Source organism: Trinickia sp., from assembly GCF_035492435.1.
Classification (GTDB): Bacteria; Pseudomonadota; Gammaproteobacteria; order Burkholderiales; family Burkholderiaceae; genus Trinickia.
Genome location: NZ_DATJJF010000082.1, coordinates 25361 through 40909, shown reverse-complemented (window position 1 = coordinate 40909; position 15549 = coordinate 25361). Strand labels below are relative to the sequence as shown.

General features: G+C 62.7%; 12 protein-coding genes and 1 riboswitch. Of the genes, 6 read left to right on the top strand and 6 right to left on the bottom strand.

All coding sequences use genetic code 11. The features are described 5' to 3' along the window. Nucleotides 1-11: 11 nt before the first annotated feature. Genes VL598_RS05840 through cobW form a run of 3 tightly spaced genes read right to left on the bottom strand, consistent with a single transcriptional unit; the run spans nucleotide 12 to nucleotide 6062 of the window. Entirely contained in the window at nucleotides 12-1121 is a 1110-nt protein-coding gene (locus VL598_RS05840; RefSeq protein WP_414718663.1) for an ATP-binding protein, read from the bottom strand. After that, nucleotides 1112-4939, bottom strand: a complete 3828-nt coding sequence (gene cobN / locus VL598_RS05835; protein WP_325325748.1) for a cobaltochelatase subunit CobN — start codon at nucleotides 4937-4939, stop codon at nucleotides 1112-1114. The genes VL598_RS05840 and cobN overlap by 10 nt, the downstream gene beginning before the upstream one ends. A 22-nt stretch (nucleotides 4940-4961) precedes the next feature. Continuing rightward, nucleotides 4962-6062, bottom strand: coding sequence for a cobalamin biosynthesis protein CobW (gene cobW / locus VL598_RS05830; protein WP_325325747.1), 1101 nt, complete (start codon nucleotides 6060-6062; stop codon nucleotides 4962-4964). A gap of 57 nt (nucleotides 6063-6119) precedes the next feature. After that, nucleotides 6120-6401: riboswitch (cobalamin riboswitch) on the bottom strand. Between the two features lie 217 nt (nucleotides 6402-6618). Between cobW and VL598_RS05825 the strand changes: the two genes are divergently transcribed. From VL598_RS05825 to bluB, 4 genes are read left to right on the top strand one after another with little or no spacing between them, the layout of a single operon-like run. Beyond that, entirely contained in the window at nucleotides 6619-7128 is a 510-nt protein-coding gene (locus VL598_RS05825; RefSeq protein WP_325325746.1) for a cobalamin biosynthesis protein, read from the top strand. Nucleotides 7129-7134: 6 nt separating this feature from the next. Continuing rightward, a complete protein-coding gene (gene cobO, locus VL598_RS05820) occupies nucleotides 7135-7737 on the top strand; it encodes a cob(I)yrinic acid a,c-diamide adenosyltransferase (RefSeq protein WP_325325745.1) in 603 nt (200 codons plus the stop codon). A gap of 2 nt (nucleotides 7738-7739) precedes the next feature. Further along, a complete protein-coding gene (locus tag VL598_RS05815) occupies nucleotides 7740-9038 on the top strand; it encodes a cobyrinate a,c-diamide synthase (protein ID WP_325325744.1) in 1299 nt (432 codons plus the stop codon). Next, nucleotides 9022-9666 carry a 5,6-dimethylbenzimidazole synthase gene (gene bluB / locus VL598_RS05810; RefSeq protein WP_325325743.1) on the top strand — a complete coding sequence of 215 codons (645 nt, stop codon included), beginning with the start codon at nucleotides 9022-9024 and terminating at the stop codon, nucleotides 9664-9666. Before VL598_RS05815 ends, bluB begins: the two co-directional genes overlap by 17 nt. A gap of 48 nt (nucleotides 9667-9714) precedes the next feature. On the opposite strand, the gene VL598_RS05805 is transcribed toward bluB, so the two are convergent. The 3 genes from VL598_RS05805 to VL598_RS05795 are packed head-to-tail and all read right to left on the bottom strand — an operon-like array spanning nucleotide 9715 to nucleotide 12013. Then, the gene (locus tag VL598_RS05805) at nucleotides 9715-9951 is read right to left on the bottom strand and encodes a DUF1289 domain-containing protein (protein ID WP_325325742.1); all 237 of its coding nucleotides are present in this window, start codon (nucleotides 9949-9951) and stop codon (nucleotides 9715-9717) included. Continuing rightward, nucleotides 9948-11009 (bottom strand): threonine-phosphate decarboxylase CobD, encoded by a 1062-nt coding sequence (gene cobD, locus VL598_RS05800; protein WP_325325741.1) that lies wholly within the window; start codon nucleotides 11007-11009, stop codon nucleotides 9948-9950. Before cobD ends, VL598_RS05805 begins: the two co-directional genes overlap by 4 nt. A gap of 8 nt (nucleotides 11010-11017) precedes the next feature. Further along, entirely contained in the window at nucleotides 11018-12013 is a 996-nt protein-coding gene (locus VL598_RS05795; RefSeq protein ID WP_414718662.1) for a CobD/CbiB family cobalamin biosynthesis protein, read from the bottom strand. Nucleotides 12014-12183: 170 nt separating this feature from the next. Here VL598_RS05795 and VL598_RS05790 point away from each other — a divergent pair, with 170 nt between their 5' ends. Together VL598_RS05790 and VL598_RS05785 are read left to right on the top strand one after the other, a co-directional pair. Then, a complete protein-coding gene (locus tag VL598_RS05790) occupies nucleotides 12184-13683 on the top strand; it encodes a cobyric acid synthase (RefSeq protein ID WP_325325740.1) in 1500 nt (499 codons plus the stop codon). Nucleotides 13684-14163: 480 nt separating this feature from the next. Continuing rightward, nucleotides 14164-15522 (top strand): trypsin-like peptidase domain-containing protein, encoded by a 1359-nt coding sequence (locus VL598_RS05785; protein ID WP_325325739.1) that lies wholly within the window; start codon nucleotides 14164-14166, stop codon nucleotides 15520-15522. The last annotated feature ends 27 nt before the right edge of the window (nucleotides 15523-15549 follow it).

Below are 15549 nucleotides of genomic sequence, written 5' to 3'. Positions count from 1 at the left end.
CTTTCGATGGCTCAGCGTTTTTTTGGCGTGAGCGCAATGACACCCTTCACCGGCGTCATGCCGGCGCGTTCGGGCGGGAGATAACCCCAATCGTCTTCGCCAGCGTTTTGCGACGCGTCGGGCGAGAGCGGCATGCTGTGCATGTCTTTGCCGTCCCCTTGATGACCGGAGCCACGTTCGGGACGCTGGGTGGACTCGGTGCGCGATCGATCATCGTCTGTGCGGCCGTCCGGCGCCTGACTCTGTAACTCGCGGCGGCGGTGCAGCAACACGGCCTGTGCAACGCGTTCGACATGCCGCGTTGTGACAGTCTCGGCTTGTTCGAGCGCGGCCAGCGCGCGTGCTGCTCGCAGCATGACGAGATCGGCCCGCAAGCCGTCGACCGCAGCCTCGATGCAGCGCGCGCTGACGTCAGCGTGAACCTCGTCGTCAAAAGCAAGCCGCCCCAGGGTTTCGCGTGCCACACGAAGCTGATGCGACAACTCCGCCTGCTCACGCGCAAACGACTGCCGGAATGCTTCGGAGTCCGAATCAAAGGCTAATCGAGCCTTGACGATTTGCTGCCGCACCTCAGGATCGAAGCAGTTGTCGAGCTCGACCATGAGACCGAACCGGTCGAGCAGCTGCGGACGCAGTTCCCCTTCTTCCGGATTCATCGTGCCGATCAGAACAAACCTTGCCTCATGGCTATGCGACACGCCATCGCGCTCGACAACGTTCACGCCGCTTGCTGCCGCATCGAGGACGGCATCAACGAGTGCATCGGCCAGCAGATTGACCTCGTCGACATAGAGCACACCGTTGTGTGCTTGAGCGAGCAGTCCCGGCGAAAACCTCACTGCGCCGCCGCGCAAGACTTCGTTGAGATCGAGCGTCCCGATCAACCGCTCTTCGCTCGCGCCAAGCGGCAATGTGACAAAGCGCCCGTCAGGCAGCAATTCCGCGAGCGAGCGGGCGGCTGTCGATTTCGCGGTGCCACGCGGCCCGCTCACGAGTACGCCGCCGATTCCCGGATCCACTGCTGCGAGCAGCAAAGCCTGACGCAAAGACGCCTGCCCGATCAGCGCACTGAATGGATAAGGCTTCGGCAATGGCTGCGTGGATTGCTCGTTCACGATGATGACCTCTCTTCGATCCTTTGCTCGCTCGCGAGCAGATGGGCTTCGATTTGTTCCTGATAAGCGCCAGGGGCCTGCCACAACCCACGCTCGATTGCCTCCAGCAAGCGCTCGCACACTGAGTGCAATGCGTGCGGATTGTGCTGGTGCAAGAACGTGCGCGTGGCATCGTCATTCAGGTAGGCGTCCGTGACAAGCGCGTATTGATGATCGGAGATCACGCGCGCCGTGGCATCGTAGCCGAACAGATAGTCGACGGTCGCCGCGATTTCGGCCGCCCCCTTGTATCCATGCCGCTTCACGCCATCGATCCATTTCGGATTGACGACGCGCGAGCGAATCACGCGCGCGATCTCCTCCGTGAGCGGGCGCACGCGCGGCGCGGCGGGATTGCTATGGTCAGCGTGATAGATCTGAGGTTGTCGGCCAGCGAAATGGCGCACGGCGGCCGCCATCCCGCCCTGAAACTGGTAGTAGTCGTTGGAATCGAGCACATCATGCTCGCGGTTATCCTGGTTTTGCAGCACAACGTCGATCGTCGCGAGCCGCGTGGCGAACACCCCAGGCGCCGCTTCGCCTGCGCTCGTCTGCGCATAGGCATAGCCACCCCATGCGCGATAAGCTTCCGCCAAATCGGCGTCGGTTTGCCATTGGCGCAAATCGATCATCTCCTGCAAACCCGCCCCGTAAGCCCCCGGCTTCGCACAGAAAACACGCCATCCTGCCCTCTTGCGCGCCTCTTGCGCGTCGAGCCCACGCGCGATCCAAGCATCGCGTTCGCGCAGCACACGCTCTCGTATTGGGTTGACGTCCGCGGGCTCGTCGTCGAGCTCCGCCACCGCCTGCACGGCCGCATCGAACAGATGCATGACGTTTGGAAAAGCGTCGCGAAAAAATCCTGACACGCGTAGCGTCACGTCGATGCGCGGCCGCTCGAGTACTCCTGCCGGGAGAATCTCGAAGTCCGTGACGCGATGACTTCCGGGCGCCCATTTCGGCCGCACGCCCATGAGCGCAAGCGCTTGCGCGATATCGTCACCGCCCGTGCGCATCGTGGCGGTGCCCCAGACAGACAAGCCGATCGCACGCGGGTAATCGCCATGTTCCTGCAAATGCCGCTCAATCAAGAGTCGTGCCGACTTCAGGCCGAGCGCCCACGCGGCTTGCGTGGGGATCGCGCGCGTGTCGACCGAATAGAAATTGCGGCCCGTGGGCAGCACGTCGGGGCGTCCGCGCGAAGGCGAACCGCTCGGGCCCGGTGGCACGAACCGGCCTTCGAGGCCGCGCCGCAGCTGTCGTAGCTCTTCGTCGCCGCAGGCATCGAGGCGCGGCAGGACGTCATCGCGCAGCCGGCCGAGCACGCGCTCGGTGAGCGGCATAGCGTCGGGCGGCAGCAAGGCTGCGGACGCCCGGGCGTTCTCGCCGGAACCCGCACCGTTACAGACGGCGTCGAGCAACCTGGCCGCCAGCCCTTCTAGACGCTCGCGCGTGTCGCCATTGTGACGCCACGGCGCGTCGCTGACTTGCTCGAGCAGTGCGGGACGTGGCCCCGTCCATGGCGTGGACCATTCGGCCGTCAACGGATCGAAGAGATGGTCGATACCCAGATCCTTCGCCAGCGCATCGATCAAACCCGCGTTGGCGTTGTGCCCGTCTCCGACCGGATAACGCCCAAGCGCGAGCAGCGTATCGCGCCGCTGCGTGCCGCTCGGCGATGAGCCGAACGTATGCAAGCCGTCGCGAATCTGTGCCTCTTTCAGTTCGCAGAGCCATGCATCGACGCGCGTGAGTAACGCGTCCTCCTCATCCTGCCCGCTCGGCTTTGCAAGACTCAGCTCTTCATGAAGCCGATGCTTCAAGATGGTGTCGAGTATCGTACCGCGCAACAACCTCGCCCGACGCGCGTCGACCATCAATGCTTCGTAGTACTCATCAACTTGGCGCTCCAGATCCTGGAGCGGTCCATACGTCTCAGCACGTGTGAGCGGCGGCATCAGATGATCGATGATGACCGCTTGCGCACGCCGTTTCGCTTGGCTGCCTTCGCCAGGGTCATTGACTATGAACGGATAGAGATGCGGCATGGGGCCCAGCGTCAGGTCGGGCCAGCAGCGCTCGCTGAGTGCGATGCTCTTGCCCGGCAACCATTCGAGGCTGCCATGCTTGCCGACGTGCACAATCGCATCGACTTGAAAGGTATGCCGCAGCCAGAAATAGAACGCCAGATAAGCATGCGGCGCAACCAGATCTGCGTCGTGGTAGCTCGCGTAGTCGCTGGCCTCCCAAGAACGCGCAGGCTGAATGCCGATGAAAATGCGACCGCAGCGCCAGCCCGAAATCATGAAGCGTCCGCCACGAACCGTGGGATCGTTCTCCGGTGCACCCCAGCGCGCGTTCACGGCCTCACGCACCTCGCCAGGTAAGCCAGCTAAACAGGCCCGATAATCGTCGAGGCTATAACTTTGAAGTGCAGGGCGCAGGTCACGCATCGACGGATCATTCGTCACGCCCTGCGTCAGCCGCTTCATCAATGCAGCACCGTTCTCGGGCAAGTCCGCCGCGCGATAACCTTCGTCGCCAAGCATCCTTAGAATGGCCACCACCGATTCGGGTGTGTCGAGCCCCACGCCGTTGCCAATCCGTCCCTCGCTGATCGGATAGTTCGCAAGCACGAGCGCGAGCCGCTTCTCGTCGTTGCGCAAATGGCGCAGCCGGCACCAACGGCGACTGAGCTCCGCAACAAAATCAATGCGCTCGGCATCGGGCTGATAACGGACGACGTCCACCTCCGTCAGCGGACACCGATAAGCGAGCCCCTTGAAGCTGACCGCACGAGTGACGATGCGCCCGTCAACTTCGGGCAGCGCGACGTGCATCGCGATGTCTCGCGAATTCAGGCCCTGCTCGTCTTTGAGCCAGTCGTCGCGATTGCCTCCACTCAGTATCACCTGCAAGACGGGCGCGTCGCCTGCCAGGGCCAGCGGCTCCGGATCATCGAATGCCGAGGCGGCAAACGCCGTAGTGTTGAGCACGAGCGAGACATCATGCTGCGCGCTGAGCTGTGCCACGACGTCACGACTGACGGCGTCTTTCAGCGACGTAACCGCGATCGGCAGCGGATTCATGTGCCGCGCCTCGAGCGCGTCGATCATCGCATCGAACACGGCCGTATTCGCTGCCTGCAGATGCGCTCGATAAAATAGAATGGCGACAACCGGCGCGCCAGCACGCCAGCGTGTCTGCCAGTCAGCGATCGTGACGGTATCGCGCTGCGGGTAATAGAGCGCTGCGGCGGGCAGCTGGACGGGCGGCTGAGGCTCCCGTCCCCAGCCGAATGCATGCCAGGCAATCGCGCGCAGGAAGCCTTCTGCGTTGAGCGCACCGCCTTCGCGCAAATAGCGCCACAATTGCTTGCACAGTTGTGTATTGGCGGTGCTTTTGGCGATGAGGTTCGGGTCCTCCTGCAAATCACCCGAGAACATGGCGAGCATCTGATTCTTGCGTCTGGCCAACTCGACGACACACTCGATGCCATACGGCCAATACGCCTCGCCGCCCAAATGATCGACAACGACGACGCGCGCATGCTGCAGCACATCGTCGACATAGAAATCGACGGATGCGGGCTGCCGCAGATACGTCACGTTCGCAAGCCGCACGCTCGGGAAATCATCGCCGAGACGTCCGATGACGCTTGCGAGCAGCGAGAGCGTCGTGTCAGCGGAGCTGAGCACGACGATATCCGCCGGACGCTGATCGATGCGGACGACACCGGCCGTGTCGTCGACGAAACCACCGGGCACGGTGCGCAGCAGATGCATGGTGAGTCAGCTCGAGGACGGATCAGGATTGAACGGCCGAAGCCGCAGCGTCGATAAGCGCTTCGCCCAACGCGGCATCGAATGCGCGCTGCAAGACCGCTTGCTCGAGATCCTCGCCGATGAGCACAAAGCGGCTCGCCGGCGTTTCGTCCTCGCGCCAGCGCCGGTCGAAATAGCTATCGAAGCGTCGACCGACGCCCTGAATCACGAGCCGCATCGGTGCGCCGGGAAGCGCGGCAAATCCTTTCGCGCGATAGATGGTGTAGCTTTCGACGAGCCGCTGCAACGCCGCAATCGCCGCCTCGCGCGACGCCGGAGCGCCCGTCACCATGACGGAATCGAATTCGTGGTGATGATGATCGGCATCGTCGGCGTCGCCATGATGGTCTGGGCGTGTATCGATCGTCTCTTCAGAGGCCGATTCCAACCCGAAAAGCGCATGCAAGTCGACTCGTCCGTTTTGTGCAGCCACGATCTTCACCTGCGGCGGAACCTCGGCGCGAATCAGCGATTCGACGGCACCGCGCTGCGCGTCATCGAGCAGATCGATTTTATTGAGCACGACGAGGTCAGCCGCACTCAGCTGATCTTCGAAAAGCTCGTGCAGCGGCGATTCATGATCGAGATTGGGATCGGCCAAACGCTGCGCATCGACGGCGTGCGGATCGGCCGCAAACTGACCACTTGCCGCAGCCGGCCCATCCACTACCGTCACGACAGCATCAACCGTAAAGCTGCTTTTGATCAACGGCCAGTTGAAAGCCTGCACGAGCGGCTTCGGCAAAGCCAGCCCGGACGTTTCGATGAGCACGTGATCGATCTGCGAGCGGCGCTCGACAAGTGCCTCCATCACGGGAAAGAACGCTTCCTGAACGGTGCAGCACAAGCAGCCGTTGGCAAGCTCGTAAAGTTGACCTTCGGTTTCGCGGCCGGCTTCGTCGCAGCCGATTCCGCAACCTTTGAGAATTTCGCCATCGATGCCAAGTTCGCCAAACTCGTTGACGATCACGGCGATGCGCAAGCCGTTGGCTTGTGCGAGAACGTGGCGAAGCAGCGTGGTTTTACCGCTGCCGAGAAAACCGGTGACGATCGTCACGGGGATCTTGCGCATGGATGTTTGCATGCAGAGCGCGATGCACCAAGAAAGGAAGTCATAGCCGGAAGCGCCGCCTACCCGCAGCGTCCAACCTCTCCTCTGGCCGGTATCCGGGCTGACGAAAGCGCCACTTCACCTTCCCACGCGAGTCAACTGTTTCTCACGCAGTGGTTGCCTGCATGCGCGACCTTGCGCGCATACATCGAAGCCGGCTCCGCATCGCTTGCCGCGATGCATTCGTCTACCGTTGCGGGGGCAGCACAGATTGGCTTTGCCGTGATTGAACCATCCCGGAAAGCCGCTGTTTCCCGTTTAACTGCGCGCGCCAAGAATGCGCACGCGAGCACCAGATTGGCTGCGAGTGTAGGTTTGTTGGTCCGTCCAGTCAAGGAATGGGCTTCCTTGTCTGTGATATCTTATGCTCTCATCCGGGCACAATGCGAAATGCACGCCAGCCGTTAGCGCTGAAGGTTCGGCAACCGGGCACACCCCAATTGCTTGTACTCACCCACCTACGCTGCACGCGCGCGTGCGCACTCCGCGCTAGTGAAGCGGCTACTGCGACCAAGCCGCCGCGCCGACAATGAGCCGCCTTGCGCCCCCTCCCCCGCAAACCAATGCGACACAAGCAGCGATAAAACCGCTTGTTGTGGGTATCGGCTGCCGGCGTGGCGCGACGGTGAACCAGATCGATGCTGCCGTCCGGGCTGCACTCGGCGCGCGTTCGATCTGCGAAGTCGGGCGCGTTGCGACGATTGCGTCGAAAGCCGATGAACCCGCGTTGCTCGAATTCTGCGATGGCTACGGCTTGCCGCTCGTTACGTTTTCATCGGGCATGATTACGGCATGCCTGGATGCGAACGCAGCACTTGCCCGCTCGCCAAATGTGCACGAACGCGTGGGCGTGGGTGGCGTCTGCGAGCCGTGCGCACTGCTCGCGACGCCAGGGGGTATGTTGATTACCGCCAAGCAGGTACTCGACGGCGTTACGGTCGCGATTGCAGCAGCAGCCGGCCATGCCAGCCCCGCCGGCAATGACGCGGACCTGCCGCCAGACCCAGACGCAGGCGCAAACCCAGACGCAAACCGATAGAAAGCCATGAAAACCGACAACGAATCCCATCAGCGCATGACGCAACGGCGTCGAGAAGGCCACGAGAAAAAACAGGCTGCGGCCACGCACGAAAAGGGCCTGTTGATCGTGCATACGGGCAACGGCAAAGGCAAGAGCACCGCTGCCTTCGGCATGGCTGTGCGAATGCTCGGCCACAACGAACGGATCGGGGTGGTGCAGTTCATCAAAGGCGCATTGCACACGTCTGAGCGAGACTTTCTGGGCAGCCACCCGCAATGCGATTTCGTCACGATGGGCGATGGCTATACGTGGAACACGCAAGACCGCGATGCCGACATCGCGACCGCACGCAAAGGCTGGAGCGAAGCTGTTCGCATGATCGAAAGCGGCGACTACCGGATGGTGATCCTCGACGAACTCAATACCGTTATGAAGTACGACTACCTCCCGCTCGAGGAAGTGCTCGCCGTGGTGAACGCGCGCGCGCCGATGCTGCATGTCGTCATAACGGGCCGCCATGCGCCTGATGCACTCATCGATGCGGCCGACCTCGTCACAGAGATGCGACTCGTCAAGCACCCGTATCGCGAGCAAGGCGTCAAGGCACAGCGAGGCGTGGAGTTCTAACGATGCCAGCTTGTCCCGCCCTTTTGATCAGCGGACCTGCCTCGGGTCAGGGCAAAACCACGATCACGGCCGGTCTCGCGCGCCTCCATCGGCGAGCCGGACGCCGTGTGCGCGTATTCAAGGCGGGCCCGGACTTTCTCGACCCGATGATCCTCGCGCGGGCAAGCGGTGCGCCGGTGAAATCGCTGGACTTATGGATGGTCGGCGAAGAAGCGTGCCGTCGCCTGCTGAGCGAGGCAGCGCAAGAATCGGACCTCATCCTCATTGAAGGCGTGATGGGCCTGTTCGACGGCACACCGAGCAGCGCCGACCTAGCGGCAACGTTTCATGTGCCCGTCGCGGCGGTCATCTCTGCAAAGGCCATGGCACAGACCTTCGGCGCACTTGCGTGGGGTCTCGCACAGTATCGGCCCGACGTTCCATTTCATGGCGTGCTGGCCAACCACGTGAGCTCGCCGCGCCATGCACAAATGCTCGAATCGTCATTACCTTCGACGTTGCGATGGCTGGGCCATGTGGCACCGTCAGGGCAGATTCAGCTACCCAGCCGGCACCTTGGGCTTCACCAAGCCGAAGAAATCGACGACATCGAAGCGCGCATCGAGCACGCGGCCGATGCGCTAGCGGGCACCGCGTTAGCCGAGTTGCCCCCTGCCATCGATTTTCCATCGTCGACAGCGCCTGTGGTGCCGCCACTACTCGCGGGCCGGCACGTGGCCATCGCGCGAGACGCCGCCTTCTCCTTCATCTATCCGGCCAACCTTGAGCTGCTCACGCAGCTCGGCGCACGCGTCAGCTGCTTTTCGCCACTCGCCGACGAGCCGCTGCCGGTTGGCACTGACGCACTCTACTTGCCCGGCGGCTATCCCGAGCTTCATGCCGCGACGCTAGCCGCGTGTGCGCGCAGCGCCGAATCGATTCGGGCTCATGCAGCCGCGGGTAAGCCCATCTTCGCCGAATGCGGCGGATTGCTATATTTGCTGGATCACTTGACCGATGTCGAAGGCAACGCGACGCCAATGCTCGGTCTACTGCCCGGCCAGGCAACGATGCAAACGCGGCTTGGTGCGCTAGGCATGCAGGAATTGGCGACGAGATACGGCACAATGACGGGCCATACGTTTCACTATTCGCGCTTGACGACTCCGCTCGAAGCCGAGCGCCACGCGACGCGCCCGGGAACCGGTGAGGCTGGCGAGGCGGTTTTCCGTCACGGCCCTATCATCGCAACATACATGCATGGCTACTGGCCCTCGAACCCCACTTTGACGGCGGCACTCTTTCATGGCGAATCCCTTTAGCGAATCCGAACGTGCGGCCGTCTATCGTGCCATCTACGAGCGGCGCGACATGCGCCATTTCGTGCGGGGCCCCGTCGCACCTGAAGTGCTCGAACGCCTCATCGACGCTGCGCATCATGCGCCGAGCGTCGGCTACATGCAGCCATGGCGCATCGTGCGCATCACCGATCCCGCCGTGCGCTTGGCGCTGCACGCGGCTGTCGAGAGTGAACGAATAAAAACAGCGGATGCTCTAGGCCAGCGCCGTGACGAGTTCATGAAGCTGAAGGTGGAAGGCATGCTCGAGTGCGGCGAGGTGCTCGTGATGGCCTTGATGGACGGCCGCGAACGTCACGTATTCGGACGCCGCACGATGCCAGAGATGGATCTCGCCTCGGTTGCTTGCGCGATTCAAAATCTGTGGCTCGCTGCACGCGCGGAAGGGCTCGGCATGGGTTGGGTATCGATCTTCGATCCCGACGACGTACGCGCGCTGCTCGACATTCCGACTGGAGCGCAACCCGTCGCCATTCTGTGTCTGGGGCACGTCGAGCGGTTTTACGACGAGCCCATGCTCGAGACCGAGCGCTGGGCGACGCGCAAGCCGCTGAAAGAATGCCTATTTGAGAACCGATGGCCCGAGGCGTAGCCGATACGAGCCCACGGGGGCAATGCAGCACATGGTGCGTGTTGCTCGCTAATCTCCTACTCCTCGCGAGACCAAACGATCGAGCAGGTGCAACTTCTCGCGGTCGCTCATCGCCCTCCACGCCTTGATTTCTTCGCGATTGCGCAGACACCCCTCGCAATAGCCGGTTTGTGCGTTCAATCGACAAACATCGATGCACGGCGAGCCCACGGGTCGTTGCACCCGTGCTTTGGCGATGGCATTTTCAAGATCACTGTACGGTTTTTTTTCTCGGTTTTCCATCATCGAACATCCATTTCGCTGCGTGCTTCGCGCAGCGCGTCCTCAATATGCCCCCACGCGGATTCGTCCGCCGCAAGACCAAAACGCAATCCTGCGACGACATCGAATCGGCGCACCCAAACACCGTGCCGGGCAAGACAATCCTGCCATTTCTCCGCGCGTGCGTCGCGCACCCAGGCAAAAAATGGGGTGTGAAGCGCATTCAGGCCGTACACGCCCAGCAACCTGACAAGACGAGTGCTGGCCGCCGTGAGCCGCTCGCGCGCCTGCGCCTGCCATGCTGTGTCGAGCAGAGCCGCTCGCACTGCCGCACGCGCCGGCCCCGAAACCGTCCAGGGTCCCCGCAGCTGCCGCATCGCGCGATCGACGCGCGGGCAGGCAAGAACAAAACCCGCGCGTGCACCCGCAAGGCCGAAGAACTTGCCGACCGAACGCAACACAATCAGGCCTTCGCTGTCCGAGCGGGAGGCCACGCTAAGCCCCGGTATCGCTTCAACGAACGCCTCGTCCACCACGAGTGTGCCGCCGCGTGCGGAGAGCTGCCGGTGCCAGTCCATAACGACCTCCGGCGCGAACTGTTCCGTACCAGGGTTATTAGGATTGACGAGGACCAGATGCTTGAGGTTCGCAGGCAACGAACGCCCTGGCTCCAGCACGAACGATGCGCTATCGCGCCGATCTGCAAAAGGCTCGGTGATGAAGCGCTCTACACGGAAGCCCGCCCGTGCAAAAGCAGGCGCGTACTCGCCGTAGGTCAGCAAGCCAATGCCGATCGGCCCCGCGGGCAAGACCTCCGGCAACATGCGGATCGCCGCCTGTGTACCGGCCATCGCCAGCGCTCGCACCGAACCGTAATGCCTGGCGGCCACCGCCTCCAGGTCGTCGTCGTCATCCGGCAAGCGCAGCCATGCGCTGGGTTCGATGGGAGGCACGGGATAGCCGTCCGGATTGATGCCGGTCGACAAATCGGTCCAATTTTCACGCGCGATGCCATATCGCCGAACGGCCTCGCCCAGATTGCCGCCGTGCGCAATGGAAACGGGTTCATTGAAATCGATCATAAGCAGTCCTAAACGATCATCGATACCACGCCGACGAGTGCGAATACCGTCAGCCATAACCCGATTGCGCGGCGCACCAGTGAAAGCGCGCGACCGACGTCCTCCGCGCCGGGCGGTCGGCCGGCGCCCAGAACGGGCCGCGGCTCGTCGACGCCATGGTAGCGAGCTATCCCCCCGCACGACACGTTCAGGCTGCCTGCACCGCTCGCCATCACAGGGCCCGCATTCGGGCTTTCCCATGCGCTTGCCTGACTCCGCCAGCATGCCAGTGCGGTCCTGCAGTCTCCGCATAGGGCATAGGTCAACGCCGTCAGCCGCGCGGGCACATAGTTCGCGATGTCGTCGAGCCGGGCTGCCGCCCATCCGAAAAACAGAAAGCGTGGCGTTCGATACCCCCACATCGCGTCAAGCGTGTTCGCGAGGCGGAACGCCAGCGCGCCCGGGCCGCCGGCAATGGCAAACCAGAATAGCGCCCCAAAAATGGCGTCGTTTCCATTCTCGAGTGCTGACTCGATCGCCGCTCGTGCGACAGCCCCTTCATCGGCTTCGGACAAATCCCGCGTCACGACGCGTGATGTCAACGCGCGGGCTTGCGGCAGGTCGCCTGCCTCCAAGGCCGTTTTGATGGGCGCGATATGATCCGTCAGACTGCGAGCGCCGAGCGCAAACCATAGCGATGCAACATGCAGCGTCCACGCGAGCGCGACGGGCGACGTCCGCGTCAGCACGACGAGCAGAATGACGGGAGGAGCAACCGCGAGCAGCCAGCCCACGACACCCATCGCACGGCTCGCCAGTGCACCGCGCGCGGCCGTCCCGCATCGATCGTCAGCAGCGACTTGGAGCGCATCGTGATCGGGGTTCAAACTTCGCTCAATCCACTTGGCAAGACGTCCAAAGCCGACGAGCGGATGCGCCCGGCGCGGTTCGCCCAAGAGCGCATCCAACGCGACGCCTGCCAGTGCGAGCAGGCAGGTCGCCCCCACAGAGAGCGGCCCGATCATTGCGCAACTCCCGCAGCAAGACCTAAACGGTGCGCCGTCCCGAGCACGGCCTCCGCGCACCAACGCCTGCTCATGCGGAATGCGCGCCCGTCGCGCCAACCTTCAACAATCGCACCGCCGATGACATAATGCTGCGCCATCCTCAATCCCCCACATCTGCTCGCACACGCATGACGCCCCACGCCACCAGAATTGCCACGATGTCCGGCACGCTGATGATTCAAGGAACGAGTTCGGATTCGGGCAAGAGCACGATCGTCGGCGCGCTGTGCCGGCTCGGTGCACGCGCCGGCCAGCGCGTGGCGCCGTTCAAGCCTCAAAACATGTCGCTCAATAGCGCCGTCACGATTGACGGCGGCGAGATAGGCCGGGCACAAGCCTGGCAGGCCTTGGCTGCGGGCCTTGCGCCCGAGATCGACATGAATCCCGTGCTGCTCAAGCCGAATAGCGACATCGGCGCACAAGTCATCGTTCACGGCCACGCGCGCGGCAATTTCGATGCACGTGCCTATCACGGCTACAAGCCGATCGCCATGCAAGCCGTGCTCGAATCGTTCGAACGGCTGCGCGCAAAAGCAGACATCGTGTTTGTCGAAGGCGCCGGCAGCCCGGCCGAGGTAAATTTGCGCGAGGGCGACATTGCAAACATGGGATTCGCCGAGGCGGTCAATTGCCCGGTTGTGCTCGTCGCCGACATCGACCGAGGCGGCGTATTCGCGCAGATCCTCGGAACGCTTGCGTGCCTCAGCGACAACGAGCGTGCGCGTGTCAAAGCCGTGATCATCAACAAGTTCCGCGGCGACGTCGCCTTGCTGAAACCGGGAATCGACTGGCTGCAAACTTGCACGGGCAAACCTGTGCTCGGCGTAGTGCCGTTCGTGCCGAACTTGTGGATCGACGCTGAAGACATGCTGCCCGCCGCAAGCCGCCGGGTTGCAACGGGCGATGAAGTCCTGCGCGTCGTCGTGCCCGCGCTGCCCCGCATCAGCAACCATACCGATTTCGATCCCCTGCGCGCGCACCGCCAAGTGGACCTTCGCTTTGTGCGTGCCGGCGAACCGTTGCCGGGCGCCGATCTCGTCGTGCTGCCGGGCAGCAAGAGCGTACAGCGCGATCTTGCGTGGCTGCGCGAAAACGGATGGGAATCGTACCTGCATCGACATCTGCGCTACGGCGGCAAGCTCATCGGTGTATGCGGCGGAATGCAGATGCTGGGGCGCGAGCTGCGCGACCCGCACGGCATTGAAAGCGACGTCGCTTGCGAGCGCGGCCTCGGTCTGCTTGATTTCGTCACGACACTCGAGCCTCGCAAGCAGCTGGCCAATGTAGAAGGCACGCTGCGCGTCGGCGATAACGTGCCGGTGCGCGGTTACGAAATTCACATGGGCGCAACCGTTGGGCCCGCACTCGCACGCGCAGCGATCCAATTGCGCGATGGCAATGCGCTTCGCGATGAAGGCGCACTGTCGGAAGACGGACAGATTCTCGCCACCTATTTGCACGGCCTCTTCGATTCCCCCGATGCCAGCGCAGCGCTGCTGCGCTGGGCGGGATTGCGCGACGTCGAGCGTATCGATCACGATGCGCGCCGACTCGCTTCGATCGACAAACTTGCAGACGCAGTAGCGGCGAACGTCGACATTGACGCACTTTGGCGCCTGATCGAATAGGCGCGGGGCGCGCACAAGCGAATACGAAGCATGCACGGAAAAAGGTAGGCGAACGGACGGGGCCGATTATAGCGGAGCGCGTCAATACATCAGCCGCTGACGAACTCGCACGCCTGTCAGTTGGTCTTTTTTGGGCGCCGCTCCCGAGCACACGCCAGCGAGCGCGGCTGCAACTCTGCCTTGCCGCCGTTTTATTTCATCTGTGCGATTCAACACAGGCTTTGTCTACCCAAAGCATCACAATGCCTCCATCGGCGCTCATCGCGTGCAAGCCCCGTCTTTCTGGCTACGCTCCGCCGCCTTTGCCGCACGACGGCTACGCTAAGTTGGAGACACGCAGTGATTTCCTCCTCCCAGAAGGCGCTTACCCAAAATCTGCGTAACGCCACAGTGACAGCTGCATCTTTGTTTGTAGCGACATGCTTCTGCGCCCCATCGTCTGCCGTTGCCTCGCCTCCCGCCACTAGCCCAACGAAAGCCGTGGCCGCTCCGTTTCCGCCCCCGCCTCCGCCTACCAGTGCAAGCGGGCCCGTAGACTTTCCTAGCATCGTCGAGCGGTACGGCGCTGCGGTCGTCAATATCAGCGCGGCTTCCTCATCTGAGCCCGAGAACGCCACGCCGTTGGATGCGATCGACACAGAGGATCCACTGGCCGCATTCTTCAAGCGCGGGGCACCCGCGCAGGATGGCCCAACGAACCCGCCTCGCGTCGTCTGGGGCAGCGGCTCGGGCTTCATTATCAGTCCCGACGGCCTCGTATTGACGACGGCGCATATCGTCAATCGCGCAGAGGAAGTCACCGTCAGACTATCCGATCGGCGCGAATTCAAAGCGAAGGTGCTTGCAACCGACCCGCAAACCAACGTCGCTGTCCTGCAAATCGAAGGCGGAACGAAGCTGCCCTTCGTCAAGCTTGGCGACTCCTCCCATGTACGCGTGGGCGAGCAACTGCTTTCCATCGGTGCCCCCGACGGGCCCGCCAACACCGTCACCGCCGGCCTCGTTAGTGCGCAGCCGCGTGTGCTTGCAGACGGCACGGCGTTTTCGTATTTCCAAACCGACATCGCGGTCCACCCCGACAACTCGGGCGGCCCACTCTTCAATCGCGCCGGCGAAGTCATCGGCATCGATGTTCAGGTGTACGCGGAGACCGAGCGATTCCGCGTTCTCACGTTCGCCATTCCGATCAATACGGCAATCGCATTCAGCCGGACGCAGGCGTCGAACAAATCGGCACGCGGCAGTTTTGGCATCGAGGTTCAAGATATCGATCCCGGCTTGGCGGCGGCATTCGGCCTGGCCCGGCCGTCAGGCGCGTTGGTGACCGCGGTGGCACCGGCTGTGTCGTCTCGCAGCACCGCAAACGGCCTGAAGGCGGGCGACGTCATCACCGTGGTTAGCGGCAGAATTATCGAGCGTGCCAGCGACTTCATCGATTACGTAGGGAACCTGCAGCCAGGAGCGAAAGCCACGCTGAGAGTGATACGCAACAAGCGCCCTATGGCCATGGTGCTGACTGTCGGCGGATCTGACGAAGCGCAGGCAGCTCGACCGAAAGCAAGCAGCGGCGTGGTCGACCGTATCGGCTTGAGCGTGCGCCCATTGACCGAAAGCGAGCGACGCGCGAACGGTCTCTCCAGCGGACTTCTGGTTGACGGAGCTGCGGGTCTCGCCGCCAGCGCAGGCATACAGGCGGGTGATGCGGTGCTGTCGGTCAACGGCACGCCCATCGCCTCCCGTGATGACCTCAATGCGTTGCTCGAGCGCTCGGGTAAAGAGATCGCGTTGCTGATTCAGCGCGATAACACCCGCAGCTTCGTGTCGCTCGAACTTAAATAAGCGCTTGAGCGCGGTGTGGCGCATTAC